General features: G+C 60.3%; 22 protein-coding genes and 2 pseudogenes. 7 read left to right on the forward strand and 17 right to left on the reverse strand.

The annotated features are described in order from the left end of the window. Positions 1 to 44 precede the first annotated feature (44 nt). Positions 45 to 2591 carry a single stranded DNA-binding domain-containing protein gene (locus AC1RP7_RS03040; protein WP_493182512.1) on the forward strand — a complete coding sequence of 849 codons (2547 nt, stop codon included), beginning with the start codon at positions 45 to 47 and terminating at the stop codon, positions 2589 to 2591. A gap of 206 nt (positions 2592 to 2797) precedes the next feature. After that, a pseudogene (locus tag AC1RP7_RS03045) lies at positions 2798 to 3685 on the forward strand (LysR family transcriptional regulator). 40 nt (positions 3686 to 3725) lie between these two features. Here the strand turns inward: AC1RP7_RS03045 and AC1RP7_RS03050 are convergent. Together AC1RP7_RS03050 and AC1RP7_RS03055 are read right to left on the reverse strand one after the other, a co-directional pair. Further along, entirely contained in the window at positions 3726 to 5270 is a 1545-nt protein-coding gene (locus AC1RP7_RS03050; RefSeq protein ID WP_492588031.1) for a sensor domain-containing diguanylate cyclase, read from the reverse strand. A gap of 84 nt (positions 5271 to 5354) precedes the next feature. After that, positions 5355 to 5882: a DUF3087 family protein gene (locus AC1RP7_RS03055; RefSeq protein ID WP_493182515.1), complete on the reverse strand. Its 528-nt coding sequence runs from the start codon at positions 5880 to 5882 to the stop codon at positions 5355 to 5357. A gap of 233 nt (positions 5883 to 6115) precedes the next feature. Here AC1RP7_RS03055 and ppnN point away from each other — a divergent pair, with 233 nt between their 5' ends. Beyond that, on the forward strand, positions 6116 to 7489 hold the full coding sequence (gene ppnN, locus AC1RP7_RS03060) for a nucleotide 5'-monophosphate nucleosidase PpnN (protein ID WP_057715483.1): 1374 nt from the start codon (positions 6116 to 6118) through the stop codon (positions 7487 to 7489). 88 nt (positions 7490 to 7577) lie between these two features. Further along, a complete protein-coding gene (locus AC1RP7_RS03065; RefSeq protein ID WP_090454722.1) occupies positions 7578 to 8018 on the forward strand; it encodes an NUDIX hydrolase in 441 nt (146 codons plus the stop codon). A gap of 167 nt (positions 8019 to 8185) precedes the next feature. On the opposite strand, the gene AC1RP7_RS03070 is transcribed toward AC1RP7_RS03065, so the two are convergent. The 15 genes and pseudogenes from AC1RP7_RS03070 to AC1RP7_RS03140 all read right to left on the reverse strand — a co-directional run bounded on the left by AC1RP7_RS03070 (position 8186) and on the right by AC1RP7_RS03140 (position 21290). Beyond that, on the reverse strand, positions 8186 to 8509 hold the full coding sequence (locus tag AC1RP7_RS03070; RefSeq protein ID WP_493182517.1) for a DUF6124 family protein: 324 nt from the start codon (positions 8507 to 8509) through the stop codon (positions 8186 to 8188). An 863-nt stretch (positions 8510 to 9372) separates the two neighbouring features. Further along, on the reverse strand, positions 9373 to 9912 hold the full coding sequence (locus AC1RP7_RS03075) for a type II secretion system protein (protein WP_493182519.1): 540 nt from the start codon (positions 9910 to 9912) through the stop codon (positions 9373 to 9375). Continuing rightward, the gene (locus AC1RP7_RS03080) at positions 9887 to 10261 is read right to left on the reverse strand and encodes a type II secretion system protein (protein ID WP_057715487.1); all 375 of its coding nucleotides are present in this window, start codon (positions 10259 to 10261) and stop codon (positions 9887 to 9889) included. Before AC1RP7_RS03080 ends, AC1RP7_RS03075 begins: the two co-directional genes overlap by 26 nt. A 4-nt stretch (positions 10262 to 10265) precedes the next feature. Then, on the reverse strand, positions 10266 to 10739 hold the full coding sequence (locus AC1RP7_RS03085) for a type II secretion system protein (protein ID WP_090454714.1): 474 nt from the start codon (positions 10737 to 10739) through the stop codon (positions 10266 to 10268). A 2-nt stretch (positions 10740 to 10741) separates the two neighbouring features. Further along, positions 10742 to 12568 (reverse strand): secretin GspD/PilQ domain-containing protein, encoded by a 1827-nt coding sequence (locus AC1RP7_RS03090; protein WP_057715489.1) that lies wholly within the window; start codon positions 12566 to 12568, stop codon positions 10742 to 10744. Beyond that, complete coding sequence (locus AC1RP7_RS03095) at positions 12565 to 13083, reverse strand: hypothetical protein (protein ID WP_218498335.1); 519 nt, start codon at positions 13081 to 13083, stop codon at positions 12565 to 12567. The genes AC1RP7_RS03090 and AC1RP7_RS03095 overlap by 4 nt, the downstream gene beginning before the upstream one ends. Next, entirely contained in the window at positions 13083 to 13631 is a 549-nt protein-coding gene (locus AC1RP7_RS03100; protein ID WP_057715491.1) for a GspMb/PilO family protein, read from the reverse strand. The genes AC1RP7_RS03095 and AC1RP7_RS03100 overlap by 1 nt, the downstream gene beginning before the upstream one ends. After that, positions 13618 to 14163 (reverse strand): PilN domain-containing protein, encoded by a 546-nt coding sequence (locus tag AC1RP7_RS03105; RefSeq protein ID WP_057715492.1) that lies wholly within the window; start codon positions 14161 to 14163, stop codon positions 13618 to 13620. Before AC1RP7_RS03105 ends, AC1RP7_RS03100 begins: the two co-directional genes overlap by 14 nt. Position 14164: 1 nt before the next feature. Then, positions 14165 to 14968, reverse strand: coding sequence for a hypothetical protein (locus AC1RP7_RS03110; protein ID WP_057715493.1), 804 nt, complete (start codon positions 14966 to 14968; stop codon positions 14165 to 14167). Continuing rightward, complete coding sequence (locus AC1RP7_RS03115) at positions 14949 to 16655, reverse strand: GspE/PulE family protein (protein WP_150814697.1); 1707 nt, start codon at positions 16653 to 16655, stop codon at positions 14949 to 14951. The genes AC1RP7_RS03110 and AC1RP7_RS03115 overlap by 20 nt, the downstream gene beginning before the upstream one ends. Positions 16656 to 16738: 83 nt before the next feature. Further along, on the reverse strand, positions 16739 to 17272 hold the full coding sequence (locus AC1RP7_RS03120) for a response regulator (protein WP_057715495.1): 534 nt from the start codon (positions 17270 to 17272) through the stop codon (positions 16739 to 16741). A 364-nt stretch (positions 17273 to 17636) separates the two neighbouring features. After that, a complete protein-coding gene (locus AC1RP7_RS03125; protein ID WP_340315510.1) occupies positions 17637 to 19187 on the reverse strand; it encodes an ABC transporter substrate-binding protein in 1551 nt (516 codons plus the stop codon). Positions 19188 to 19196: 9 nt separating this feature from the next. Then, positions 19197 to 19565: pseudogene (locus AC1RP7_RS03130) on the reverse strand (hypothetical protein); the annotation flags it as partial. After that, the gene (locus tag AC1RP7_RS03135; RefSeq protein ID WP_493182521.1) at positions 19553 to 20209 is read right to left on the reverse strand and encodes an SCO family protein; all 657 of its coding nucleotides are present in this window, start codon (positions 20207 to 20209) and stop codon (positions 19553 to 19555) included. The pseudogene AC1RP7_RS03130 and the gene AC1RP7_RS03135, both read right to left, overlap by 13 nt. 472 nt (positions 20210 to 20681) lie before the next feature. Continuing rightward, complete coding sequence (locus AC1RP7_RS03140) at positions 20682 to 21290, reverse strand: transglycosylase SLT domain-containing protein (RefSeq protein WP_057715500.1); 609 nt, start codon at positions 21288 to 21290, stop codon at positions 20682 to 20684. A 196-nt stretch (positions 21291 to 21486) separates the two neighbouring features. Between AC1RP7_RS03140 and gspG the strand changes: the two genes are divergently transcribed. The 3 genes from gspG (at position 21487) to AC1RP7_RS03155 (ending at position 23823) form a co-directional block, all read left to right on the forward strand. Next, positions 21487 to 21921, forward strand: a complete 435-nt coding sequence (gene gspG / locus AC1RP7_RS03145; RefSeq protein WP_057715501.1) for a type II secretion system major pseudopilin GspG — start codon at positions 21487 to 21489, stop codon at positions 21919 to 21921. Between the two features lie 14 nt (positions 21922 to 21935). Then, positions 21936 to 23123, forward strand: a complete 1188-nt coding sequence (locus tag AC1RP7_RS03150) for a type II secretion system F family protein (RefSeq protein ID WP_090457830.1) — start codon at positions 21936 to 21938, stop codon at positions 23121 to 23123. A 172-nt stretch (positions 23124 to 23295) separates the two neighbouring features. Further along, positions 23296 to 23823, forward strand: a complete 528-nt coding sequence (locus tag AC1RP7_RS03155; protein WP_493182523.1) for a hypothetical protein — start codon at positions 23296 to 23298, stop codon at positions 23821 to 23823. Positions 23824 to 23930: the final 107 nt, after the last annotated feature.

The following is a 23930-nucleotide window of genomic DNA, read 5'->3' on the forward strand; positions in this document are numbered from 1 at the left end:
GGTGCAGTGTTAAGACACACTCTTTACAGGAGACGATCATTGTGATGGGTCAACTCACTGAAACACCTGAAAATAGTGATACATCGTTACTTCTGCATTTAGACGAACTGCCTAAGCTTGTAGAGAAGACAGTGAGATTCAGTGGCCGCTGCGAGGCTGTCCGGCAGCTGGGAGGCCTCACGTTCCTGCGAGTGGCCAGCCAATATTTTTCGTTGCAGGTCATTGTTCTGGATTCGACACTCAGAAACGCCACGGCCGAGATTAGCCGGGGGGACATCGTCTCGGTGAGCGGCCTGTTAAGATCAAGGCCGGATGCCCATGAGCGTCCAGCCAGCCCGCGAATAGATCCGAATAAATACGAGGTCGTTCTCCAGCAATTCTCCATCATTCTTCAATCGCAAAAAATTGATCTCTTGACGGAGAAGGATGCAAAAAGTCGGCAATCCCTCAGGCATCGCAATCATCAGGCCAGCCAACTCATATCGTTGGTCAGACTTCACCTTGAGCAGCAAGGCTTTGTGCAGCTTCAGGCGCCGTCGTCGACAGACTTCCATGAGCAGCAACGAATACGTGAGTTAACGGCACTGAGCGGTAACAGCTTTTTCAGCTCTCCCCTGTTCAGTGCTTACACGACCGAACAGTTGATGTTTGGCACGCAGCGTTTTTATTTTTTTGTCAAGGGAACAGGTGCCCTGCCCGACTTACTGCATCTCGTGATTGCTCATCATGAACCTGGTCTCCACGCGAACGAGAACTTACTGACCACCATCACTGGACATATTATCGAACTGCTCGCGCCTGATATTTCTTGGGAACTGGATGAGGCAACCGCTCGCTGGCAAGACTTGATCCTTCATACCCAGCCGTCACCTCGAATCTCCAGCAGTTACAACGGGTCCCCCCCAATTCAGCCCCTTGCCAGCGCGAAAAATGGTAAACGGATTGCGATACGTCGGCGCCTGCAAGGCGCGCGAGAAACGTCGGGCAGTATCGCCTCTGCCGTGAGTTTGACCCTGGGCCCACTCAAAGAGGCGCTGGAAGCAACCACCCCCACTAAACACCTCAAGCCCCCCGCGCACGAAGTTCTGGCAGACATGGACGCTGAAAACGGTACAGCCTACGAAGCCTACTCAAAACTGGAATCTGAACATCAGGCGCTGTTGGTCGAACAATCCTTACGGGCGTTCAACCCCTATCAAGACCTTGCTGCGGCCCAATGCTCATCCCGGGCAGCGCTACGCTACATGGAACCTGCCCTGCATCACTACGGAATTGATCCGGCCATGGCGCAACGATTTCTCTCGCTCCAGGCCCAGCTCCACGGAGACTTGAGCAACGCCGTTTGCCCCATTGTGCTGTTCCAGCTGCTGTGGACAGTGCTGGGCAATCCTTCGGCCAAACTGTTACTTCAGAGCAACACTAGCCGAGACCGCCTGCTTTCCACGTTTGTCAATCGACGGATCCTGACCGATATTCGTCAACTGGTGTTTATCCATCCCTCCGCGATCGACGCCCTGGAGTCGTTACTGGAGCGCATACGTGACAAAGATACGCTGGGGCGGCTTCGCACACTGTTGCGCAACGTGATCGCCAAAACGCCTACCGAGCTTGCCACGTTGCTGACCACCCTGGCCGCGATGGAACCCATCAGAGCAAACGCTGCAATTGCAGAAACAAAAATGCTCGAAAATGCCGTGAAGCACGGTCTTACCACACCTTACTGGATGTCTCTCTGTTTAGGTTGTAAAGACCTGGCGCCTTTCATCAACTCGTTACGCAGCAGCAATCTGCAATCCAGTCAGAGGATACTTGGCAATAATCCTGTTTTTTCACCAATATCAGAAAACAGCCTAAATATGCTTGATGGCGTAACTCTCGGTAACCACGAGAGCTTGCCGCTCGCCGAAACTATTTACACGCTATTCAGACCGGTCACCGCGGGCATTAGCGAGTTGAAAAACACACTATCTGAATTGCAAGACCATTGTGTGCATATAGAGCGCGCACGATTAAATAATTTCAGTCTGAATTTTATTCCACACCTGCACTGCTATCGCTACATTATCTGCCAACGGCGACAAATCCATGACCAGATCCGAATTTACCTATCTAAAAATGCAGCATCATTCTTTGCAAAATCAACGAGTGGAATTTGCACCGACATTAATCGGGAACTTTTCAAGCGAGCCGATCACTTCCATTTAAATATATTCAGTGAGCGTTTAGGAAAAGTAATAGGTAATGTACAGCTGTATACCTTAAGCATCCACTACGAAAATGCGCTGCTTATTCGCGGCATAAATCCGATAAAAAGCTATTCAACTGTTTACTTGGCGGATGAGCTATTGGATTGTGTCATTGCCTGCGCAAAGGATCTTGCGACCGAAAATGATTTTTCGCTGGTTTGCGTTGCAGAACAAAATGGCCTTTGGAATTCTAACTCCAATCGCCCTGAGATACGTGCCGCGCTGGCAAAACGGGTTGCGCATCAGGACCCTATTTTCTTGGAAGATCCCTTTCTTCTTTATAAACACTACACTACGGATATATATATTTCCTCCGTCTATCAGTTATGGCGTAGTCCACGTTAAACCACCCGGCGTACTTGTCAGCACTACGGGCTCCGGCGACGGCACCGAGTTTAACCAGGAAGGCACCGGTAACCAGGCAACCGGATTGCAACAATAATTGCGTAGTGGCCCTTGTGGGGATGGTCGCGATCTTTATTGCCGCACACGAAACTCAGGGAACGCATATTCTTCTGTAGATACCGTATTACCCCTCAAGGATTTTGCACATGCTGTCGACAGAAGACCTGGCACTGCTCGAAGCCATCCGCGAAACCGGCAGTCTGTCGCGGGCGGCGGCGCACTTGGGCTAGGCGCCGTCGACCGTGTCCTATGCGGCGCGGCAACTGGAGGAGCGCTTCGATGCGTTGCTGTTCGATCGCCGCCGCTACCGTTTGCAACTGACCCCGGCGGGCGAGTTGCTGGTCAACGAAGCGGCGCGGCTGATGCAGGACGTCTCGCGCCTGACCCAACGGGTCCAGCAAGTCGCCAACGGCTGGGAGAGCCGCTTGTGGATCGTGACCGACGAACTGCTGGAGTTCGAACCCCTGATCCCGGTGATCCACGAATTCGATGCGCTGCAATCCGGCGTGCCGCTGCGCATCACCCAGGAAGTGCTCAAAGGGGTCTGGGAAGCCCTGCGCGAAGGCCGTGCGGACCTGGTCATTGGTGCCACCAATGAACCGCCGGCCATTGCCAGCTTGCGCTGGATGCAATTGGGGGAAATGGAATGGGTGTTTGCGGTGTCGCCCAGACACCCGCTGGCCAAGGCCAAAGGCCCGATTACCCGGGCCATGGTCGCGCAGCACCGGGCGATTGTGGTGGCCGACTCGTCCAGAGTCACCGAGGGCAGCACCTACGGCGTCACCGGGGGGGCAACCGGTGCTGGCCGTGCCGACCATGCGCGCAAAAATCCTCGCCCAGTGCAATGTGCTGGGAGTGGGCTGGCTGCCGCGGCATAGGGTTGGCTCGCTGCTGAAAACGGCACGCTGGTTGAAAAGCCAATGGCCGACCCGCGAGAGCCGAACATCCTGTACGCCGGTTGGCGTGGCGACCATGACGGTCGCGCCCTGAGCTGGTGGCTGGAGCAGCTGAAGAAATCGTACCTGGCCACCTGACTGGTCCAGGGAACGGACCGGTTTACCTGACGCCCGACGTTCAGTTGGCAATCACGCTCATGTTCCGCCCACTGGCCTTGGCCACGTACAGCGCCTTGTCTGCTGCACCAATCAAGTCTTCGGGGCGGACCTGGGACGCGGCATTGCTGGCACAGACGCCGACACTGACGGTCACGATGCCTTCCGGGCTGTCACTGTGGGCAATGTCGGCCTGCAGTACCGCACGGCGGATTTTCTCCGCCACCAGAAATGCCCCCACGTAGTCGCTGCCGGGCAGCACCACGGCAAACTCTTCGCCACCATAGCGGGCGGCCAGGTCACCGGGACGCTTGATGCTGTTCGTGATGATCGCACTGACCTTGCGCAAACACTCGTCACCGGCCAGGTGGCCGTAGCAGTCGTTGAACGGTTTGAAATGGTCGACATCAATCATCAACAGCGCCAATTCGGACTGGCTGCGTCGGGCACGGCCCATTTCGGCATCGATGAAAGCGTCGAGCTGACGGCGGTTGGCCAGCCCCGTCAGCGCGTCCTTGAGGGCCAGGCCTTCGAGGTTGCGATTGACCTCCAGGAGCTTGTCCTGGGTGTCCAGCAACTCGACCTGCACCAGATTCTGCTGCCTCATCAGGTTGATAAGCCGAAACCCCAGTACCCCGAGAAAACTCAGCAACAGCGCGACGATGCCGGCGCTGAGCAGCGTCTCCTTGCGCCAGCTGCCGAGCACTTCATCCTTGTTCACCGCGGTAAAAACGATCAGCGGATAACCCTCGACCCGGCGATAGCCCGTCACCCGCTCGACACCGTCAACGATCGACCTGAGCGTGGCCGTACCCGCATCGCCCTTGGGCAACAACTCGTTGAACAACGGGCTCTTGGCGAGGCTGGAACCGATCTCCGCTTCCTTGAAGGGCCTGCGAATGACAATGCGGGCATTGTCGCCGATCAGGTTGATCACGCCGTTACTGCCCATGTCGATGCTGTCGTAGAGCTGCAGGAAATGGCTGAGGTAAATCGTCGCCACCGCCACCCCGGCAAAGCTGCCGTCGGGATGATTGAACCGGCGCGAAACCGTCATGATCCATTCACCGCTCGAACGGCTCTTGATCGACGGCCCGATGTGCGGCCCACGGCTGGGGTTATCGCGATGGAAGGTGAAGTATTCGCGGTCGGAATTGTTGACGCCGGTTTGGCCGGCGCCGTTGGAATTGGCGATCCATTGCCCTTTTTCGTCGAAAACGAACACGCCATGGAGCTGACTCAACTCACTGCGCTGGGCATTGAGCAATGCCGGCAGCCGGGATTGATCCACACCCTCGTGCTCCAGCCGATCGACCAGGGTGAACAACAGTGTGTCGGCCTGCTTGATCGTTGCCTGCGCTTGCGATGCCAGGGTCTGCGCAAGGTTGGACATCGTCACTTCCTTGTCATGCAGGTAGTACTGGCGCGAGCTCCAGGCTTCCCAGATCACGATAGCCACCATCGACAGGCACACTGCGAGCAGCAGGATCACCGCCGAGCGAACCTTGAGCCGGGGCACCGCTGGCCGGAGCATTTCAATATGATCGTTGATCGATGGATGTACCATGCTGCTCCCTGATTGTCTGTGACAGGGCGATTCTTCCTGATCGCCTCTTTTGCTGACTATGCCTGATACAGGCTCGCAATGATGTTAGCGCGACGCCTGCTTTACCGCCTCCAGCCACGCCGGATCCAGCCGCGTCTGTTCGGTGTCGATGCCCAGCGCTTGCATTCGTTCCTTGTGCTGATCCATTTCGCGGAGCAACTGGCCGTGGTCGCTGGAGTTGCCATCGAGTTGATGCATCTGGTTCAACCCCAAATGGTAGAAACGCAACAGCTTCATCGCAACCGGATCGCCCTTTTCTACGGCCGTCGTTACATGATGCATGACATTGGTAACGCTCATCAGGCTGCGCTTGAGTTGCCAACTGTAGACCGCCGGCGCCATCCATTCCTGGCGCCAGAACACCTTGCGCATCAACGCTGCCATCGCCAGCACCGCAACGAACACGCCACCGGCATTGAAGCGCAGATTGTCGCCTCCCGGCGTGCCGAACAGAGCCACCGCCGCCGTGGACAGCACCATCGCCAGCGCCAGAAAGATCAGGGCAATGATGATCGTGCTGCGCCGTGTCTGTTGCCGGTAGGTCTGGGCGTTCATCGGCTGGATTTCGAACATTGCGTCGGGTTTCCTGAGCTTCAATGGTAAAAAGGGGTCTGAGGCAAAAAGACTGCGGGCCATTATCGCCTCTGCGCGGGATTTAGCTATGCTGGGGCTCCTTTTCATCTTTTCATCGTCAAGCAGGGACATGGCGAGACAGCGCAGTTCGTGCCATCTTCTTTCATGAATACACATTATTCGGATGCCATTCGTTGTTGTTGTGTGAATGACATCGTTTTAAGGATCATTGAATGACCCAACGCCAAGTTATCAACGCCTCCGTCAGTCCCAAAGGCAGCCTGGAAACACTCTCGCAACGGGAAGTCCAGCAACTGAGCGAAGCCGGTTCCGGCAGCACCTACACCCTCTTCCGCCAGTGCGCCCTGGCCATCCTCAACACCGGCGCCCATGTCGACAACGCCAAGACCATTCTTGAAGCCTACAAGGATTTTGAGATCCGCATTCACCAGCAGGACCGTGGCGTGCGCCTGGAACTGCTGAACGCCCCGGCCGACGCCTTCGTCGACGGTGAAATGATCGCCAGCACCCGGGAAATGCTGTTCAGCGCCCTGCGTGACATCGTCTACACCGAAAACGAACTCGACAGCCAACGCATCGACCTGAGCAGCTCCCAGGGCATCAGCGATTACGTCTTCCACCTGCTGCGCAACGCCCGCACCCTGCGCCCTGGCGTCGAGCCGAAGATCGTGGTGTGTTGGGGCGGGCACTCGATCAACACCGAAGAATACAAATACACCAAGAAAGTCGGCCACGAACTGGGCCTGCGCAGCCTGGACATCTGCACCGGTTGCGGCCCCGGCGTGATGAAAGGCCCGATGAAAGGCGCCACCATCGCCCACGCCAAGCAACGCATCCACGGCGGCCGCTACCTGGGCCTGACCGAACCCGGAATCATCGCCGCCGAGGCGCCGAACCCGATCGTCAACGAACTGGTGATCCTGCCGGACATCGAAAAACGCCTGGAAGCCTTCGTCCGCGTAGGCCACGGCATCATCATCTTCCCGGGCGGCGCCGGTACGGCCGAAGAGTTCCTGTACCTGCTGGGCATCCTGATGCACCCGGGCAATGAAGGCCTGCCCTTCCCGGTCATCCTCACCGGGCCGAAACACGCCGCGCCGTACCTGGAACAACTGGACGCATTCGTCGGTGCGACCCTGGGCGAAACCGCCAAGCAGCACTACCAGATCATCATCGATGACCCGGCCGAAGTGGCGCGGCAGATGACCCAGGGTCTCAAGGCGGTCAAGCAGTTCCGCCGCGAGCGCAACGACGCGTTCCACTTCAACTGGCTGCTGAAAATCGACGAAGGCTTCCAGCGCCCGTTCGACCCGACCCACGAAAACATGGCCAACCTGAAACTGAGCCTCGACCTGCCGTCCCACGAACTGGCAGCGAACCTGCGCCGCGCGTTCTCCGGCATCGTCGCCGGCAACGTCAAGGACAAGGGCATCCGCCTGATCGAAGAACACGGGCCGTACCAGATCCGTGGTGACGCGGCGATCATGCAACCGCTGGACCTGCTGCTCAAAGCCTTCGTCGCCCAACACCGGATGAAACTGCCGGGCGGCGCGGCGTATGTGCCGTGTTATCGGGTGGTGGCATAACCCTTTCGGTGTAATAACGCCGACATGAGCTTTACCGTCGCGAGCCGCAGTGAAAGCTGCGGTTCGCGGCACTCTATGGAAAGAAAAAATGCGCCAACGTAATTCCGCCAGACTGCTGGTGATCAATCCCTCGCAACAGGTTCTGCTGTTTCACTTCCAACACAAAAACGATGCCCTCGCTGGCCAAAGCCACTGGGCGACACCCGGTGGGGGGCTTGAGCAGGGTGAATCCTTTGAGGTTGCGGCGGTTCGTGAACTGTTTGAAGAGACGGGTTTACGCATCGACACGGTGGGTCCGAGCGTTGCAGAACGCAGTTTTCCGATGATGCTGCCAAGCGGCGAAACGGTGTTGTCCGTTGAGCGCTATTTCGTGGTTCGTACCGACAGTGAACACCTGTCCCGGGAGGGATGGACGGCTAACGAAGTCCGGGTAATGGCTGACCATAAATGGTGGTCGGTGGCAGAGCTGCAAGAGACCCGAGAAACGGTGTGGCCGGAGCAGTTGATCACGATGCTGGAAAACGCCTGAAGCGTGCAAGCGAACACAACCCCTGTGGCGAGGGGGCTTGCCCCCGTTCGGCTGCGCAGCAGTCGCAAATTCATTCAGCGCGGTCAGCCTGAAAAACCGCATTGCCTGATTTGGGGCCGCTGCGCAGCCCAACGGGGGCAAGCCCCCTCGCCACAAAGGTTCTGTGTTTAGTCCAATGGGGCAACATTATCCAGAGCGCGGTTGACCGCCAGGTCGGCCAGCATGATCACCTGCTGGATGCCCAACAGCATGCTGCGTTGCGGGCCGTCCAGAAACGTGGCGAAATCAGTCGCCATCACGCTTGCTGAAGCCAGCGATTCACAGGCGTGGGCCAACAGGGTTTCGGTGTCGATGTTCGGGGCGATGACGAACATCGTGCTGGGATTGTGGGGGGCGATGCTTTTGAGGATGGCAGGTTTCAGGTGGAGAGTTGATGCACGCTGACCGGTATCGGCTTTTGATTCGGGGGGATTTGGCGTGGGTTTGACCATGACGAAGCTCCTTGATTGATGGAGCCGCCACAATTCGCTGCGAAACGAAGAAGGTGGCGGCCATACGCGGGTTCGCAGACCGGGAATCAAGGAACCCGGCAGACCCGAAAGTCTCCCGCGCACAGCCGCCATAACGCAAAACAGTGGGCGAACAAAAGCGCCAACTGCAAGGAAACGGTGGCGCTGAGCGCCTTGATTAACCTGGGCTGCGAAACCCGATCGCTGAATTTGCAGCGACCCGGCAACGATAGAATCAGGGTCCAAGGCCCACAAGCCGGCGGATTCTGGCGTAGATGTAGGCAACGACGCAAGGCGGTGTAGCCTCACTCCTGGTCCTACAGCCGCCTCTGACATCCACAAATTCCTGTGGTGTGAGCCAAAGGATTATCGTTGGTTGTAAGACCGCCATCGCGAGCAAGCTCGCTCCCACAGAAGAGCAAAAAGCAGAGCATCCCGCACCACCGCGTCGCTTCTCACCACTCATCAGGCCGAGCGTTAGCTCGCCTGCAGCTTTTGATCTTGATCCACCCGCCCCCTCGGAAGGCTGAGTGGAGGTGTTTATCCGGGGATTGGCGCGCAGCGCCGTTCGACGCAGTCGAACACATCGCATGTAGGTGCCAGCGAAGCCAACCGGAGGGCGATGCCCCCGGATGAATGCCGCAGCGAAGGAACCCCGAGCCTCAGCGAGGGGCCGTACGTAAGGGGCGAGACTTTTTGGTTCCTTTTGTGTCGTTTGACAAAAGGGACTCGCCGTAAGGGCGAAACCGCCAGCCGCCGTTACCGCAGCAATGGATATGTACACGGTCAACAAAAAGACAGGTCGGCTGTCAGGCCGCCTTCGCAAGCAATCCCGCTCCTGCGATTCAAGGCTGCAATGCCTGGGGCCCGGTGGACTGTTCTTTCGGCGGCCCGTCGGTACCTTCGAAGGAGACTTTCTCGGCCACGAACTGCCAATCCTTGTAGCTGGCCATGCCTTTGAAGTCCGCCCACTGGCTGGGAAAATTCTCTTGCTTGAGCGGCTTCTGCTCGGACGGGCAGTACACGCCGCTGATCCGCCCGTCAAAATCACGCATCAGCTCCCATTCGCCCCCTGTCATCGGCTCCGGGTACAACTGCCGCAGATGATGCCTGGCCGACGGAAAACGCTCGTCCTGCAACAGGTCCTTGAGTTCTTTCGGATACTGGGCCATACCGGGCGAACTGCGGTAATAGCTGCGCAGCGCCTGGGCATATTGCGTACCGACCCAGAGCAACTGGTTTTCGCGATCGCGGCGCGAAGCGGTGGCCCACAACTCGCCGGCACTGGCCAGGCCCATGCCCAGCACGACGACCAGAAACAGCACACCCAGGTAGGTGAAGCCGTCCTGGTTCGAAGGTTTACCACTCGGAATACAGGCTGCCATCACGCGCCCTCCCGCTGGCCCCACTCTTGATATCGGCCACCCCGCCCGCCACGCCATCCGGTGGCGCGACTATGACCCAGGTGTCCTTGCGCTCGGCAATCGGGTCCAGCGGCTGGTTGCGCAGGTAGCGCAGTTCGACCAGCTGTTCGATGGAATCGGGATAACGCCCGGTGTCTCCATAGTAATGATCCAGCGCCTCGCGCATGGACGACAGGCTCTGATGCAAGGTGGTCTCTTTGGAAGCTTCCAGGCTGCTGAAGTAGCGTGGCAAGGCGATCGTCATCAGGGTCGCGATGATTGCCATGACCACCATCAGTTCAATCAGGGTAAAGCCCTTTTGCCGACGCATATGCTCACCACTCTCGGTAGGCGATGCCATTGAGGCCCTTGCCGCGGGCCTTGGAGTAAACGTCAAAGACGTCCTGGCCCTCGCGCGGGTTCTCAGCCGAACTGTCATAGGAACGCAGGCCCCAGCCGCCCTCGTCGTCACGCTTGACGGCTGCCAGCGGGTCACGGGGGATGCGCCGCAGGAAGTAGAACTTGGCGCCCTTTGCGCTGCGCGTGTCACGCACACCCTCGACCAGTACTTGCAGGTTCGGCGGGTAGCCGCTGCTGTCGAGCGACTTCTCGATGTAGCCCGCGTCGAAGGCTTGTTTGTAAGCGTCGATGGCATCGCGGATCTGGTACAGCGCGGTTCGCAGGTCCTGCTCTTTGCCCCGACGCACCACGGTCTCGGTCAGCGGTGCGGCCATGCCGGCCAGCAGGCCGACCAGGGCGAGCGTCACCACGACTTCGACCAGGGTAAAACCGCGTTGCGAGGCGTTCATGATCAAGGCTTCCCGACGGTAACGGTGGTGGCGATCGGGGCGATCATGGGGTTGGCCTGAACCGTGGTGCTCATCGAACGGTCCGGTGCCTGGATGTGCATGCTGGTTTCGGTACCGGTCGGGAATTCCATGTCCGACGGACTCTGGTACGGCAGATTGCGCACGATCCGCGGGGTGATCGACAGCACCAGTTCGGATTTGATGACGTCGTCCCTGTTGCTGCCGAACAGGCGACCCAGGCCGGGAATGTCGCCAAGGCCGGGAATCTTGTTGCCGGTGGCGCCGTGGTCGTCGCGCACCAGACCGGCGAGGATCTGGGTTTCGCCGTCATGCAGACGCAAGGTGGTCTGGGCGTTGCGGGTATCGACCTGGACCGGAATGGTGCCCTGAGCGGTCGGTGTCAGCGGCGTGGCGTTACTGACTTCCAGCGCGATCTTGATCGCCACTTCGTTGTTCAGGTGCACGATGGGCTGCACTTCGAGCTTCAGACCGACGTCGAGGTAGGTCACGCTTTCGGTGATCACCGGGCCCTGGGTCGAAGGCACCGAGGTGGCGCTGATGATCGGCACGCGCTGACCGATGTGGATGCGCGCCTGTTCGCGGTTGCTGACCCGAATCACGGGGCTGGCCAGGGTATTGATGTCCTTGTCCTGGGCATTGATCTTGGCCTGGGGCGATGGCGAGATCGTGATGCGGCCGGAGTTGATGCCCTTGAGCTGATCGAGAAGGGTCACCGCCGATCCGTCGCTGTTGACCACGCCGAAGGTGTTTGGCCATTGCAGGCCAAGGTCGAGAATGCGCTGGCGGGCGACTTCCATCACTTCCACTTCCAGCACCACTTCCGGGTTGGACTGGTCCTGCGATTGCAGGAGTTTTTCCGCCATGCGCACCGCGTCACCGGTATCGCGCATGGTCAGGGTGTTGAGGCGCTCATCGACGAACACGTCGCGGGTCTTGAGCATGGTCTTGATCATGTTCAACGCCGTGTTGGCATCGATGCTGGTCAGGTAGAAGGTGCGCATCACCAACTCCTGGTAATCCTTGAGTTTCTGCGGCGAGTCCGGGTAGATCAGCACGGTGTTTTCATTGACCACTTTCTGATGCAGCTGGTTCTGTTGCAGCAGCAGATCCACGGCGTCTTCGATACGCACGTCACGTACGAAGATCGTGGCTTTCATGTCCGGGCGCAGGTCCTTGTCGAAGATGAAGTTCAGGCCGGCGACCTGGGACAGCACTTCGAAAATGGTCTTGAGGTTGGCATCGCGAAATTCCAGGGTCACCGGCCGGTCAAGGCGCGTGCGCAGTTGTGGGTACTGCACCACGTTGCGGCTCTGCACCAGGCGGATGCTGCCTTGCAGTTCCAGGGCGCCTTCGTTCTTCGGGTCCAGTTCGAGAATCTGTCTGACCTGGCGGTCGGCACCGTAGATGTCACCGCGACGCAGGTCGCCACGGGCCAGTTCGAGTTTCTCATCCATGCTGCGCAGGTAGTCGAGTTGGCGCAGGGAATCCTGGGCACGACGGTTGTTCGGTTCGATGTTCAAGACCCGGCTATAAGTCATGCGGGCCCCGGCGAAATTACGCTGGGTGCGGTCCATGTCGGCCTGGGTCAGCAGCGCCGTCACGGCGCGGGCCCGTCCGCTGTTGAGAGCCATGTGCAGTTCGGTATCGCGAGGGTTTTCCCGCAATCCCTCTTCGATGCGCGCCAGACCGGCTTCATATTGGCCCGATTCGATCAGGGCCGAAGCTTCATCCCTGGCAACCTGCGCCGAACTGCATGCGGCCAGCCCCGCGCAGAGACAAAGGCTCATCAGCAAACGGGATTTGTTCATTCCGTACTCCCCACAGACAAGGTCTGCGCCAAATGCAGAGGCAGGTAGACCAGGCTCAGTTCCTTATCGGAAATCCGCTCGATCCGCCAGGTTTCGTCGATGACATCCCCTTTGCGCACGACGTATATTTTTTCGCCGCTCTGCAAAAACACCTGCAGATCGGAACGGTCATCCAGCCTGCCGACAAACTGGAAGGGCAACGGTGGTGCAGTGGGGACTTGCACCACAGGAGTAACGACTACCGGTTGTTCAGTGACGGTACCAAGGGCCGGCGCCGCTATCCAGCTGCGGGCGGCGAACAGGTCGCCTGCCGGGCTCAGGTCCTTGATCGGCGCCAGCGCAGCGGCGCTCGATGCAGCCGTCGATGCGCCAGGGGTCTTGCCCTTGGCTGGCGTAGCCACGGTGGCCACCGCAAGGTCGCTGTCGTCGGCCTGATTGAAGTATTCGGGGAGCCAGGCAAGCGCAGCCGCTACACCGAAGAACGCCACCCAACCCGACACTCGTTTGGTATTCATCATGACCTCGACAGGTAAAGGGTCATGCGGATCCGCCCGGTCAGGTCGGTATCGGCGATATTCTTGCGCTGTAGCTCCACATCCTCGAGCACCACCGCCGGCAACTGGCCGAGCAAGGCGTGCAGGAAACGCCGCAGTTGCGGGTAGCTGCCACGTACCGGCAGCAGAATCTGATAACGGGCCAGCTGGGTCTTGGGGTCCACGCCCAGGGAGTATTCACCCCGGGACAAGGTGATGCGTTCCTGGGCGGCCAGGGCGTAGATCTTGTCGATGGCCACGGTGGCCTGGGGCTGGGACGGCAACTTGCTGCGAAAATCGTCGAGCTGGCGCTGCGGCACCACCGGCGCGGCCACGCTGCCGTCTTCGACCTTGGCCAGGTACTCGGTGGCTTCGCGAGTTTGCTGGCTGAGGCTTTGCAGCGACTCCCAGTTCGGCAGCAACCCCACCAGGCCATAGCTCAGCGCCAGCACCAGCATGACCATCCCTGCCAGCCCCGGAACGCCCAGGCCTTGCAGGTATTCGTGGACGATCAATTTATGGATTTGCATCGCCGATCTCCCAGGTAGCCGACAGGTTGAACTGCACCGGGTGTTCCGGCACGTTGGCGACAATTTCGTGGCTCAGCAGCGATACGTCGGACAGCTCGTCGCTGGCTTCGAGACGGCGGTGGAAATCGAGCATGGCGTCCAGGTCCAGCGCCTCGGCGCTGATCCGCACCTGGCCCTTGCGGGCGTCCGGGGTCAGGGTCAGCAGGGCAATGTTGTCCCGCGGCATGGCTTCGAGGGTGGCGAACAGGCGTTCCCAAGGGCGGCGCAACTGCTGGGAGACCTTGCGCATTTCCGCCAGGTTATGCGCCTGCTCGCGAATTTGCGCCGGGGTCAGGCTGAGCTTGCTGCCGGTATCGCCGGTGAGCACTCGCTGTGTGATTTGCAGATGACCTTGCTGTTGTTCGGCTTCGTGGCTCAGGTGCTGTTGCACCAGCAGGCAGGTCAGTGTCAGCACCACGCCACCGGCCAGCAGGCTCCAGCCCAAGGGGCCTGCACGGCGGCGCGGCTGAAAGTCGAGCATCAGGGGGCGCATGTCAGGCCACCGCCCGAGACATGAGGTACAGGCAATCGCGTACGGCTGTCCGGTCTTCTTCGAGGGTGCGCAGATGCACACCAGGCACGTCAGGAGGCGAATCGATGCGCGCCGGTGCATGCAGGTAGACATTCAACGGCCGTTCGCTGCTGGAAGCCTGCAACTGGTGTTCACGACCGATCAACGCGGTCAGCGCCGCATCGCTGTCGCTGCTGCCCACCGATCGCACCGAGGTCCAGCGCCCTTCCCTGGCCAGCAGCAACACGCTGCGCACCGGTTCGGCGACCACGAACAGGAAATCCCCGGCCTCAAAGCTTTTGTCGAAATGGTTGAACGCCGTCATCAGGTACGGCTGCACCGAACGCAAGCGCAAACCGCGAGCCCTGACCAGGGCGCGCAGGCGTTCGAGCAGGTCCTGTGGCAGCGCGGTGGCGATGCGGTCGTAACCGGCGGGTTCGGCCGAGAGTACCAGGCTCCAGGGTTGTGTCGGGGCACCGTAGAGGTCTTCGAAACACAGTTGGGCGAAGCCGAGCAATTCGGCCGGGCTACTGATCTGCTCACTCCAGGGCACCAGGCAATAGCGGCTGAAGTGCCCGGAGATCACCACCGTCAGTTCCGCCCTGGCAACGGTGTGTTCGGCCAACAAACGGTCGAGGGTATCGAGGGCCACCGTCCAGGCCTGGAAGCCTTCGTCAATGTAGCCGACGCTGCCCAGCCAGTGGGTTGCAGCGCCTTGCCGCTGCCCCAGGCCAACACCGCTTGCGCCGAGCACGGCGACAAATTGCTCACGAGATAAAAGTGACACGATTGATCTCCTCGAGAGTCGTCCGGCCTTGTTCCACCATCTCCAGCGCCGACTCGCGCAACAGGCGCAAGCCACGTTTGCAGGCGTGCGCCTTGATTTTCGAAATGGGTTGGCGCTCGACGATCATTTGCCGCAATTCGTCGTCCAGGTGCAGCAACTCGGCAATTGCGCTACGCCCGCGATAACCGGTGCCCCGACAATGCCCGCAGCCCTTGCCGTGGACGAACCGGTAGTGAGCGACCTTTTGCGGATCAAGCCCCGAGACCTCCAGCTCTTCTTGCGTCGGGCTGTAGGGGCTGCTGCAACTGGTGCAGACCAGGCGGATCAAACGCTGGGCCAGTACGGCATTGAGTGCCGAGACCAGGCTGTAGGGATCGATTTCCATCTGGGTGAAACGGCCGATGACGTCGAACACGTTGTTGGCGTGAATGGTGGTGAACACAAGGTGACCGGTGAGCGCCGATTGCACGGCGATCTGTGCGGTGTCCGGGTCGCGGATTTCACCGACCATGATCTTGTCCGGGTCATGGCGCAGGATCGAGCGCAGGCCCCGGGCGAAGGTCAGGCCTTTCTTCTCGTTGACGGGGATCTGCAGCACGCCCGGCAGTTGATATTCCACCGGGTCTTCAATGGTGATGATCTTGTCCACGCCGTGGTTGATCTCGGTGATCATCGCGTACAGGGTAGTGGTCTTGCCGCTACCGGTCGGCCCGGTCACCAGCACCATGCCGTAGGGTTCGGCGGCCAGCCGGCGCAGCTGGCGCAGGGTTTCTTCTTCAAAGCCCAGGGCCTGCAACTGCACGCCACAGACCTTGTCCGCCAGGTCCTGTTTGTCGAGTACCCGCAGCACCGCGTCTTCGCCGAAAATGCTCGGCATGATCGACACCCGGAAGTCGATCTGACGGCCGCTGATGCCGATCTTGAAGCGACCATCCTGGGGCACGCGTTTTTCGCCAATGTCCAGTTCGGCCATGACCTTGACCCGGGAAATCACTTGCTCGGCGAACTCGCTGCCCTGGATTTTGCTGATGTTGTTGAGCACGCCGTCGATCCGGTACTTGATCACCAGGCCGCTGCCGGTGGTGCCGAGGTGGATGTCGCTGGCGTGCATTTTCAGCGCGTCGTACAGGGTCGAGTTGACCAGTTTGACCACGACGCTGGAATCTTCGCTGATGCTGGTCAGGGACAGGCTTTGCAGGTTATCGGTTTCGGCGCCGGCGTCGCTCTGGGCGTTGAGCGACTCCACCGCATGGAAGCTTTCTTCGTGACGCGCCAGATAGGCCTTCAGGTCATCGGCATGCACCAGGTACAGCGGCGCACCTTGCAGGCACTCATCGATCCAGGCCAGGCGCGCACTGTCGAAGGGGTCGGCGAAAACACCGATGACCGCATCGTTGTGACGCAACAGGGTGAATTCGCGCTTGAGGCATTGGGCCAGGGTCACCCGGTCGAACACCGGCGTGGAATTGAACAGGCTGTCGGTGTCGAGCACCGGGTAGTGCAGGGTTACGCCGAGGCATTGAATGAAAGGCATGGGAGCCAGTGCGCACAGCCGCCCCAGGGCGTCCAGCATCCGCTCGCCGGAACTGGTGGCCAGGGCTCGGGCCTGGGCCAGTTGCTCACTGGTGAAACGAGTCGGTGAACATTCCGGTTGCGCCGGTTCTACGGCAAAGGATAGACGGTCCATGGCTTGCTCTCCTACGCCCGGGGCTTTGGGCCCTGTCGGCGCGGCGAGCCATTCGGCGGAGGCCGGAACGTCTTGTCGCGCCACTACTCCCCGGTGAGCAACTGTTCGTCGTCTGGCGCCTTGGAGGCCGATGTATTTTTTCGGCGATCTGCCAGCACCCAGCTACCGTCGTACAACTGCAGCGGGAAACTCTCGGTCCTGCTCTGGCGTCGTTCGACAAAGCCTTCGGAAGTGCTCACCCCCACTTTGGGTTCGCGTTGCCTGCCCAGAAGATCAAGCACGGCACGGGCCAATTCCGCCAATGGAAACGGTTTGAACAGGATATGGCTGACGCCCAGTTGCCGGGCCCGCTCGCAAACCTCTGCGGTTGGATGCCCTGTGATCAGCACGAAATGACACTTCCTGTTCTGGCGGACGGCATCGAGCACCTGAAAGCCTTCCATATCGGGCAAGCGGTAATCGAACACCATCACATCGGGCGCGAAATCATCGGCTTCAGCGATTCCTTTCGCACCGTCGTGGGCAATCCGGACTTCCAGTGCTTGCGCCTGCAGGTAACCCTGGAGGTTCTCCGCCAGCAACTGTTCGTCATCAACAACCAGTACTTTATTCAACAAGGTGGACTCCTTGAAACCGCAGGTCCGGATTTTGAACCTGACGGAGTGCGCGTCCTGATAGGACTAACGCACACTTCGTGCCAGGCTGGGCACCGGTAATTTGAGGACTTCATGTCCTTGAATTTAAAAAACAATGCCTTTTCGTAGCGCAGTTCCATCCCCCAAAAACGGGGAAAGCGACGTGATTGGCACTGGACTTTTCCCCCCACTGTTGGGGAAACCCCCTATTGATCGGCAATCCGTTCGATTCGATTGCGCGAGCGCAATGGCGCCGACGCCCTCATCCCGGTTAAGCGTAGCCCTGCGGTTTCGCCAGTGGAAGCGTCTGCACCGGGCGGTATCGAGTTTCATGATCGGCCTCCGGTCAGGGCGTGGCAGCAATGGGTTTATAGGGTGCGACCAAATAGAAACGCTGGTCCGGCAGATCCACCGTGACGATATGGGCACCGCTCAAGCCCAGGCGCCGGCCCGGACCAAAGCTGATCAGCGGTGTCAGCCCGGTATCGAAGTCACGCAAGCCTTCCAGGGCCCTGACCAGCTTCTCGCGACTGGCATTGCGCCCGGCCTGCTTCATGCCTTCGCTGAGCAGCATCATCGAACTGAACGCGCCCACTTGCAGCACCGCATGCTGGCCACCGAGGCCCTGGTGTTCGCGCAACTGGGTCAAGGCCAGGCGCCCGGCCTGGGTCCAGTCGCTTGGCACGAACGGATAGGCCAGGAATACCCGTCGGGAAAATCCGCTGGGCACCTGCATCAGATTGCCCGCCACCTGGTTCGAGGCGGCGAACAGGTAAGGCACCTGCCCCGCCGTTTGCAAGCGCTCGGCCAGACGACTGAAGCCGCTGCTGCTGCCCAGGTAAAATACCGAGCGCGACCCCAAGGGAAAATCATCCCCGGCCGGGTCATAGGCTTGCAGGCGCACCTTTTGCCAGGCGTGCCCCTGCAAGTACTTGCTGAGCTCCTGCGCCGCCAGGCGTTGGCCGGGCTCGTCCGGGTAGGCGATCAGCGTCGGCCCCTGAAGCACCCGCAGGCTCGCACTGGCGTAGTTGGCCAGGGCGATCAATTGGTCGCGAAGGCCCGGCAGTGGCTCGAATATCTGCGGGCTGGTGTGGAGCGTGCCCTGCAAGGACAGCGGCCCGATCAGGGGAATGCCGGCCTGTTCCAGACGCATGGCGAAGTTCAGGTCCAATGCCGGCGCCATCGGTGCGATCAGGGCAAACACCTGCTCTTCATTGATCAACCGGTCCAGCGCCTTTTCGGCACTGGCGCGGTCGGCGCCGGGGTCGAGGATGGTCAGGCGCAACTGCCGGCCATGAATTCCGCCCGCCTCGTTGATGCGCGCCACGCAGCCATTGAGCACCGCCGCCACCGTGATGCCCTCTTCGCCCAAGGGGCCGGAACCCGGCAACAACGTACCCAGGTGCAGACTGTCGGGGGCCAGTCCCGGAACGCGGTCTTCGGCCAGGTGTTTGAGGTACGCCGTGAGGTTGCGTTGATCGATCATCGACAACACGAACCGTGGCATCGTCGGGTCGAGCCGATTGTTGCCCGGGTCGCGCCCCTCCTGCACCGCCCGCGCCAGGGTGATTTCGCTGTAGGCCGGATAACTGCGGCCGTTGATGTGCTGCTGGCCTTGGCTGCTGGCCAGTCGCGACCAGCGCAGGTCCGGCGGTCGCACCTCGCCTTCCGGGCGCCCGAGGCCATCCTCGCCATGACAATTGGCGCACGGCAGGCGGGTGGCCGGCAGCAGCACGCCCGCTGCGCCGACCCGGACCATGATCGGTTCGCCGCTGGCCGACACGCCTTCGTGGTACAACCGTTTACCGGCACTTTCGCTAAGGCTCAGCGGCAGCGCCTGGGCGGTGAGCGCGATGCTGCCGAAGAGCAGCAGGCCAAGGACGAGGGCAGTATTCATGGCCGTGGCTCAGCGACGGGTCACGGGCATTGTCAGCAACTGTAAGCGCTGGGCAATGTCGGCGGCCGGGGCGGCGGAACGGATTTTGCTCCAGCGCTTGTTCGCCGCGTCACCGACGATCAACCGTGTGGAGTGCTGCAAGGGGGTCGGCACGATCTGGTCGATGCGACCCCATACAAGGTCCATTTGCACCTTGTCTTCGGTAAGAAAAAACCAGTGGGGCCCATCGATGCCCTGTTTCAAGGTGCAAGCCTTGAGTACCGCTGGCGTGTTGCGCAGCGGATCACTGGTAAGGGAGATAAAGGTGCTGCCGTTCTGGTCCTGCACGGGTATGTCGGGGAAGCAGGTTTTCCTGTCGAAGGCGCTCATGGCTGGTGCTCCATGGCGATGGCGGTGTGCTTGGCGTGGGCGTTGCGTTCGCCTCTGAGCCTCTCGACGGCCCAGGCCAGCTCCGCCGGTTCGGTGAGACCGTAGTAGCGGGTCCAGTAGCGGTTGTTGCCGTCCCCCACCAGAATCAGTGGCGAGTGGTTCTCGAAGTTGCCGCTGTAGACACCCAGGCCCTTGAGGGTGGCATCGACCGACTGCGGCGAACCGGTCAGCCAGCTCCAGCCCGGCCCTTTCTGGAAGGTGCGGGCGTAGTCGTTCAGGCGTTGGGGATCATCACGCTGCGGGTCGATGCTGATGGACACCAATTGCACCTCGGTGCCGACCCGCGCGCCCAAATGTTTCTGTACCCTGCCCATGATCGAGGACATCACCGGGCAGACCGTGGTGCAACGGGTGTAAATGAAACCCATGACCACGATTTTGTTGCTTACCAGGTCTTTTTCCAGGTTGACGACCTTGCCGTTCTGGTCCAGCAAGGCCACGTCGGCAAATCTGATCCGGGCGTTCTCCGGGCTGGCGGTGCTGGCCGCCATGTCGTGCCCGGTGTGCTCGTCCGCCGAGTGAGCCAGCGCCTGGTCGATACCGAAGGCCAACAGGCAAAACGTCAGCAGGCCGCAATGCGCGAATCGGTCCATGTCGGTTTCCTCGTTAGTGGGTATCACCGGGACTGACCCGAAATCCCGGCACGACGCCGGACAAGGGTTGGTCCTGTTTTCAGCAACATTCCTCTTTACCGATCTGTACCTGTCTTACCCGCCCCGTTGTGGGAGCGAGCTTGCTCGCGATAGCGGACTGATAGTCGACATCGTTGGCGAGTGGAAAGCAGTCATCGCGAGCAAGCTCGCTCCCACAGGGGGGGTAAGCAAATCAATCAAGGACCAAGCGTGGGATATGCCGATCATGGACTCGGGCCTCGCTGCGGGTTATCGGGGGAACACTTCTCGATAAATCGACCGGAGCAATCCGCATGCCACAAAAAAATACGTTATTAATCAGCTTGTTATGATCACGACTTGATAGGCCGGGGGATATTCCCCACCCAATCCCCCCCCTTTTTCGCCGGGGCCACTATTCCCCACTATTGGGGAAATTTCCCCGGGTGTTCGATCACAGCGGCGCATCCGCGGGCAACCCCTGCAAACGCCGATACTGCTTCAGCACACTGGGCACATAACGCTGGGTTTCGGCGAACGGCGGGACCACGTTGCCCCGGCTGAGCACCGCTTGCGGGCCGGCGTTATAGGCCGCCACGGCGAGCCGGATATCGTTGTCGAACATCGTCATCAGGCGCTTGAGATAGCGGGCGCCACCCTGGATGTTGGCCTTGGGGTCGTAGACATTGGTCACCCCCATTTCGCGGGCGGTGGCGGGCATCAATTGCATCAGCCCGCGAGCGCCCTTGGGTGAGGTGGCGCGGGCGTTGTAGCTCGATTCGGTCTTGATCACTGCATGCAGCAGCGCCGCCGGCAGTTCGTTGGCCGTGGCCGCCGCCGCCACCAGCTCGGCATAGGGTTGCGCGGCGATCATCTGCGGTTGCTGATCGAGGCTGACCACCGGCGCATCGGGCTCACGAATCACCCGTTCATAGTGGCGTCCGGGGCGGTGGACATTGGACAGGACGTAGCCGCCATTGGCGTCCACGGAAACAAACACATCGGCCTGTGCGGCGCTGGCCAACACAAGGAAACCCAGCAATCCGGCGGTGAGTGTCTTCATTGTTATACCTCCCCTTTCCGGCCCCGAAAATTGGGGGTATTGCCCCAATGGCCAGTCGTGCACCAGCCATACGCAAGCACTGTGCCGTAAGCGAGAAGGCCCGTAGCAAGGGGGGCGCGCAAGGGTCGGCAATCGTGAGCATGGCAATTGCATGCAACTACATGGCAACTCTGCTGCCGACTGTTATGAGGTCATCATGAATCAGCGACTGTGTTATGCCCGGCGAACCCAAAGCGGGTTCACCTTGCTCGAACTGTTGGTGGTGCTGGTGGTACTGGGGCTGTTGGCCGGCATCGTGGCGCCGAAGTATTTCGCCCAACTGGGTCGCTCCGAAGTGAAAGTGGCCAAGGCGCAGATAGAAGGCTTGAGCAAGGCACTGGACCTTTACCGTCTGGAAGTTGGCCATTACCCGTCCACCGAACAGGGTTTGCAGGCGCTGGTCACCGCCCCCGCCGACGAACCGCGCTGGACCGGCCCGTACCTGCAGAAAAAACTCCCGCAAGACCCCTGGGGCCGCAACTACGCCTATCGCTATCCCGGTGAGAACAGCGAGTACGACCTGTTGTCCATGGGCAAGGACGGGCAGCCCGGTGGCGAAGGCGAGAACGCCGAAGTCACCAACTGGAACTGACGGGAATGGCGACCATGCGCTTTCATCTCAAGGCCGTCGGCAAGGCCGGTGTGGTCTCGATGACCGTCGAGGCACCGGGGCACAGCGAAGCCAGGCGCATCGCCGAAGACCAGGGCCTGCGAGTGGTCAGCCTGCACGCCGAGCGCCATTGGCGCGCATTGCGCCTGCACAAGCGCGAGACGTTCAACCTGGTGTTGTTCAGCCAGGAACTGACCACCCTGCTCAACGCCGGTCTGCCGTTGATCGATGCCCTGGAAAGCCTGGCGGAAAAGGAAAACGCGCCACAGGCCCGCAAGACCTTGAACGAGTTGGTCCGCCTGCTTTACGAGGGCAAATCGTTTTCCCAGGCCCTGAGCCAGCTGTCAGCCGTGTTCCCCCCGCTGTACGTGGCGCTGGTGCAGTCCAGTGAAAAGACTGGCGCCGTAGGCGATGCCCTGGGCCGCTATGTCAGCTATCGCCAACGCATGGACGAGGTTCGCCAAAAGATCATCAGCGCTTCGATCTACCCCTTGCTGTTGCTGGTGGTGGGCGGTGGCGTGGTTTTGTTTTTGATGGGGTATGTCGTGCCGCGCTTCAGCCTGGTGTTTGAAGGGCTGGGGTCGAATCTGCCCTGGATGTCGCAGATCCTGATGAGCAGCGGCATGTTCCTGCACGCCCACCAGGGTGAATTCTTCGGTGGCTTGCTGGCCATCATCGTCGCCCTCACCCTGCTCCAGCGCCAGCCGGCCTTTCGTCGGGGGCTGGACCGCCTGATCGAAAAACTCCCTGCGGTGCACCAACGCATCTTCATGTATGAACTGGCGCGCTTCTACCGTTCACTGGGGATTCTGCTGCAAGGCGGCATTCCCCTGGTCACCGCCATGGGCATGGTCCGTGGCCTGCTCACCGTCGCCTCCCGCACGCGCCTGGACCAGGCCTGCGACCGGGTGCGCGAGGGGCAATCACTCTCTGCCGCGCTGGAACTCAATCACCTGGTGACCCCCGTGTCCCTGCGCCTGCTGCGAGCCGGCGAACAGTCCGGCAACCTCGGGCAGATGATGGAGCGCAGCGCCGACTTCTACGACGAAGAAATCAGCCGCTGGATCGAATGGTTCGTGCGGCTGTTCGAACCCTTGCTCATGACCTTCATCGGTCTGTTGATCGGGGTGATCGTGATCCTGATGTACATCCCGATTTTCGAGCTGGCCTCGAGCATTCACTGACTCTTTGACGCTGCCCCTTCAGACGCTGCTCCGGCTGAACGCTGCACTCTTTTTCAATGTTCCCGCCGAATAAATCGGCGCGCTGAACTGTTCATCAAGTTCCCACGGGGAAAAATCAGCACATTGCACTGTTCATGAAGGTTCCAATCTGAATTACAGGACGGAGAACGACATGCTCATCAATAAGCTTTTACTGGCAGTAGCTATTGGCGCGGTTCTGTCGGCGTCTACCGTATTGATTCCGGACAGTCTGTCTGGAGTTTCCAGCGCTCAGGCCAAGGATGGGGGTAGTGGTGGCGGTGGTGGCGGTGGCGGAAGTGGTGGTGGCGGCAGTCACGGTGGCGGCAGTGGTGGTAGCGGTGGTGGCGGCGGCAGTGGAAGCGGCGGCGGCAGTCATGGTGGAAGCGGCAGTGGTGGTAACAGCGGCAGCGGCCACAGTGGCGACCATGGCAGCAACAGTGGCCATGGCAGTGCCAACAGCGGTTCGAGCCACTCCGGATCGGTCTCGTCCTCAGGACGCAGCGGCACCCATGATGAACCCGGGGACGACCATGGCGTTCATCGGTCCGGTGAAGTCGGCGACGATCATGGCGTTCATGCCAATGGCGAGCCCGGCGATGACCGTGGTGTCCATGCCAATGGCGAGCCCGGTGATGACCGTGGTGTCCATGCCGAGCCCGGTGATGACAAAAGGAGCTGATTCCCACTGATTCCCATGCAACACAAAACCCTGTGGGAGCGGGGGGGGGGGGGGGGGGGGGGGGGGGGGGGGGGGGGGGGGGGGGGGGGGGGGGGGGGGGGGGGGGG

This window comes from Pseudomonas sp. GW822-FHT01E03 (assembly GCF_058802985.1).

Coding starts and splice junctions, on each gene's coding strand:
- AC1RP7_RS03040 (WP_493182512.1), top strand. CDS start 45: ATGGGTCAACTCACTGAAACACCTGAAAATAGTGATACATCGTTACTT.
- AC1RP7_RS03050 (WP_492588031.1), bottom strand. CDS start 5,270: ATGGTACATCCATCGATCAACGATCATATTGAAATGCTCCGGCCAGCG.
- AC1RP7_RS03055 (WP_493182515.1), bottom strand. CDS start 5,882: ATGTTCGAAATCCAGCCGATGAACGCCCAGACCTACCGGCAACAGACA.
- ppnN (WP_057715483.1), top strand. CDS start 6,116: ATGACCCAACGCCAAGTTATCAACGCCTCCGTCAGTCCCAAAGGCAGC.
- AC1RP7_RS03065 (WP_090454722.1), top strand. CDS start 7,578: ATGCGCCAACGTAATTCCGCCAGACTGCTGGTGATCAATCCCTCGCAA.
- AC1RP7_RS03070 (WP_493182517.1), bottom strand. CDS start 8,509: ATGGTCAAACCCACGCCAAATCCCCCCGAATCAAAAGCCGATACCGGT.
- AC1RP7_RS03075 (WP_493182519.1), bottom strand. CDS start 9,912: ATGGCAGCCTGTATTCCGAGTGGTAAACCTTCGAACCAGGACGGCTTC.
- AC1RP7_RS03080 (WP_057715487.1), bottom strand. CDS start 10,261: ATGCGTCGGCAAAAGGGCTTTACCCTGATTGAACTGATGGTGGTCATG.
- AC1RP7_RS03085 (WP_090454714.1), bottom strand. CDS start 10,739: ATGAACGCCTCGCAACGCGGTTTTACCCTGGTCGAAGTCGTGGTGACG.
- AC1RP7_RS03090 (WP_057715489.1), bottom strand. CDS start 12,568: ATGAACAAATCCCGTTTGCTGATGAGCCTTTGTCTCTGCGCGGGGCTG.
- AC1RP7_RS03095 (WP_218498335.1), bottom strand. CDS start 13,083: ATGAATACCAAACGAGTGTCGGGTTGGGTGGCGTTCTTCGGTGTAGCG.
- AC1RP7_RS03100 (WP_057715491.1), bottom strand. CDS start 13,631: ATGCAAATCCATAAATTGATCGTCCACGAATACCTGCAAGGCCTGGGC.
- AC1RP7_RS03105 (WP_057715492.1), bottom strand. CDS start 14,163: ATGCGCCCCCTGATGCTCGACTTTCAGCCGCGCCGCCGTGCAGGCCCC.
- AC1RP7_RS03115 (WP_150814697.1), bottom strand. CDS start 16,655: ATGGACCGTCTATCCTTTGCCGTAGAACCGGCGCAACCGGAATGTTCA.
- AC1RP7_RS03125 (WP_340315510.1), bottom strand. CDS start 19,187: ATGAATACTGCCCTCGTCCTTGGCCTGCTGCTCTTCGGCAGCATCGCG.
- AC1RP7_RS03135 (WP_493182521.1), bottom strand. CDS start 20,209: ATGGACCGATTCGCGCATTGCGGCCTGCTGACGTTTTGCCTGTTGGCC.
- AC1RP7_RS03140 (WP_057715500.1), bottom strand. CDS start 21,290: ATGAAGACACTCACCGCCGGATTGCTGGGTTTCCTTGTGTTGGCCAGC.
- gspG (WP_057715501.1), top strand. CDS start 21,487: ATGAATCAGCGACTGTGTTATGCCCGGCGAACCCAAAGCGGGTTCACC.
- AC1RP7_RS03150 (WP_090457830.1), top strand. CDS start 21,936: ATGCGCTTTCATCTCAAGGCCGTCGGCAAGGCCGGTGTGGTCTCGATG.
- AC1RP7_RS03155 (WP_493182523.1), top strand. CDS start 23,296: ATGCTCATCAATAAGCTTTTACTGGCAGTAGCTATTGGCGCGGTTCTG.